The following is a 2,186-nucleotide window of genomic DNA, read 5'->3' as shown; positions in this document are numbered from 1 at the left end:
GCGCGGCTCTGCTAATGCTAGCAGAGATATTCAGGCATCGCATGCAATACGACTTAAATTGCGTGACAGTTTGATCCCGGCTGAAACACGAGGAAGTCAAATACACCTAAACTGACCCGAACTAGACCGGAGGTCTCCCTCACGAAAGATCAAACGGTCAGGACATGACCGGAATGCGGAATTTGAGTTTGAAAACGCGCTGACCGCGGCGACGATCTAGGAGGCGACATCCCGTGCTAAAGACAACCATCTTGCCGTCATTACCGATATCAGCTGAAAGCTTCTGTTCTACGTCGGTCGCGACTAAAGGAAGCCGGCAAATAGGTGAGTGATGGACCTTTCGGCGTACTTCGATGACTCCGGCAGCGATATCGGTGAACGCGATCTCGTATTCGCGGGACTGGTTAATCGCGACGACGCTTGGGAGCAATTCAGCGTAGCGTGGAGTCTGGCGCTGGCAAAGTATCCGACGATTGGGTACCTCAAGATGGCGGAGGCGAACAGTCTACGCGGTCAGTTCGCGGGTTGGACCCGAGAAGCTCGCGACCAAAAACTGGAGGGGTTGGCAGAGGTCATCGATCGCATTCGGCCCCCTTGGACTTTTGATATTTCAGTCAGTCGGGCAGACTACGAAAGTCACGTGTCCCCGGCGTCGCCTCGGGGCCTTTCCACGGCCTATTTCAGCCTTACCTTTGGAGCGGTTTCGGTCGTCGCACGTCATTTGGCTGGCATGGGCACCATCACACCGGTCAGGTTCATCTTTGATGAGCAGAGCGGGGTAAACACGGACGTCGCCCTGTTTTTCGATTATATGGTGGAAAATTTAGACTCGGTATCTCGTGGCCTGATCAAAATGCCTATCGGCTACGGCGACGATATGCGGGACTTACCGCTGCAAGCGGCAGACATGTTGGCGTGGCACATTCGCCGCCAACGTGAGGGCAACGGAGACCCTACGGTAAATCGCCGAGCTAAGTACCTCCGCTCGGAGAGCCATATCGAGGCCCGGTTACCACTGGACATGCTTGTTCGTTGGGGCACTGCCTTCTCTCGGGTATTGCCGATCTTGCAGACACTCAAGACGAAGGGGGATTGGCGGCGTCTTCGAGCGGTCGCAGATCAGGCAAAGCGCGAAGGCTTTAGGCCGCCTCATGGTGACGACGCTGTGGATGCACTTGCCAAAATTCGAACGGCTTGGGATGAGTTCCAAGGCAAGAGTTAGGGGTATTGGACCTAACCAAGGGATGTCTGGACAGCCGACTGACCGCTTACTGCCCCGACCCTGCCATGCGACAGCTCCGATATGAATGGCCGCGCACAGCAGCCGTATGAAGGTTCAAGGGCAGAAGTTCGCTCCGAGCCAGTACGCGACGTCGCTAGTGTACGCTAAACGACCGATTTCCGTACATCGCCGTAAAGTGCCGCCCGGATGGCGATCCGAGAATGGTTTATGTGCGGAAATCATGCGCGGAATTCTATTGTGCGGATAACGCCCACCAGCCAAATCGAACAGACCTTCATATGACCGTTAATTCCACCCCGTCGGATTCCTTTCGTGGGCCTTCTGGGGCGACGCCGACAACGTTGGTTCCAAGATGCGATGTCTCGTCAAATTTTTCCTAAAGCCGAATCCGATATTCGAGTTTCGACCGTAAACGCACGTAGTTCGGCCTAGGACACGACCAAAAAAGTTCGAAAAAAGAAAGGAAGCAGGACTTTCGTGTGAGATTTTTCCACGACGAATGTCGTAACTAATTGATTACATTTAGGTATCTTCCCCATCCATCCTTGCCACGAACAATGGCTTCAACTTGCTGTCAAGCAGCATGCCGACGATAGCACTCGAACCCCCGCAGCCGCGGTCTGCTATCCTATTTTCACGCCGTTACCGCCGTTTGCCGCATTGGCCGGACAGATCCATTCCAGGCATTGCAAGGAAAGGGTAGCGTGATTGCTTCTTAGGTGAATGCTCCACTGTCGCGGAACTCAGCCCGCGAGGCGATGTGCAGCGAGAAAAGCAATGAAACGCGCACTTGGCGGGCTCCTGCTGTTCGGCATTAATCGAGAACAGGCAGCGGTAGCTATCGGCGTCAGTCCAACGACGTTCGACCAGATGGTCGCGGATGGCCGTATGCCACAACCGCGGATGCCCAGCAAAGAGCGCTATGTCTGGGATGTGGAGGAAC

General features: G+C 54.8%; 1 protein-coding gene. It reads left to right on the top strand.

The genetic code is table 11. From position 1 onward, the window contains the following. Nucleotides 1-328 precede the first annotated feature (328 nt). Nucleotides 329-1,222, top strand: coding sequence for a DUF3800 domain-containing protein (locus EN879_RS32970; protein WP_127274560.1), 894 nt, complete (start codon nt 329-331; stop codon nt 1,220-1,222). Nucleotides 1,223-2,186 lie beyond the last annotated feature (964 nt).

The sequence above is a fragment of the Mesorhizobium sp. M7A.F.Ca.AU.002.02.1.1 genome (genome assembly GCF_003998535.1).
GTDB classification, from domain to species: Bacteria; Pseudomonadota; Alphaproteobacteria; order Rhizobiales; family Rhizobiaceae; genus Mesorhizobium; species Mesorhizobium ciceri.
This window is presented reverse-complemented; position numbering and strand designations above follow the sequence as displayed.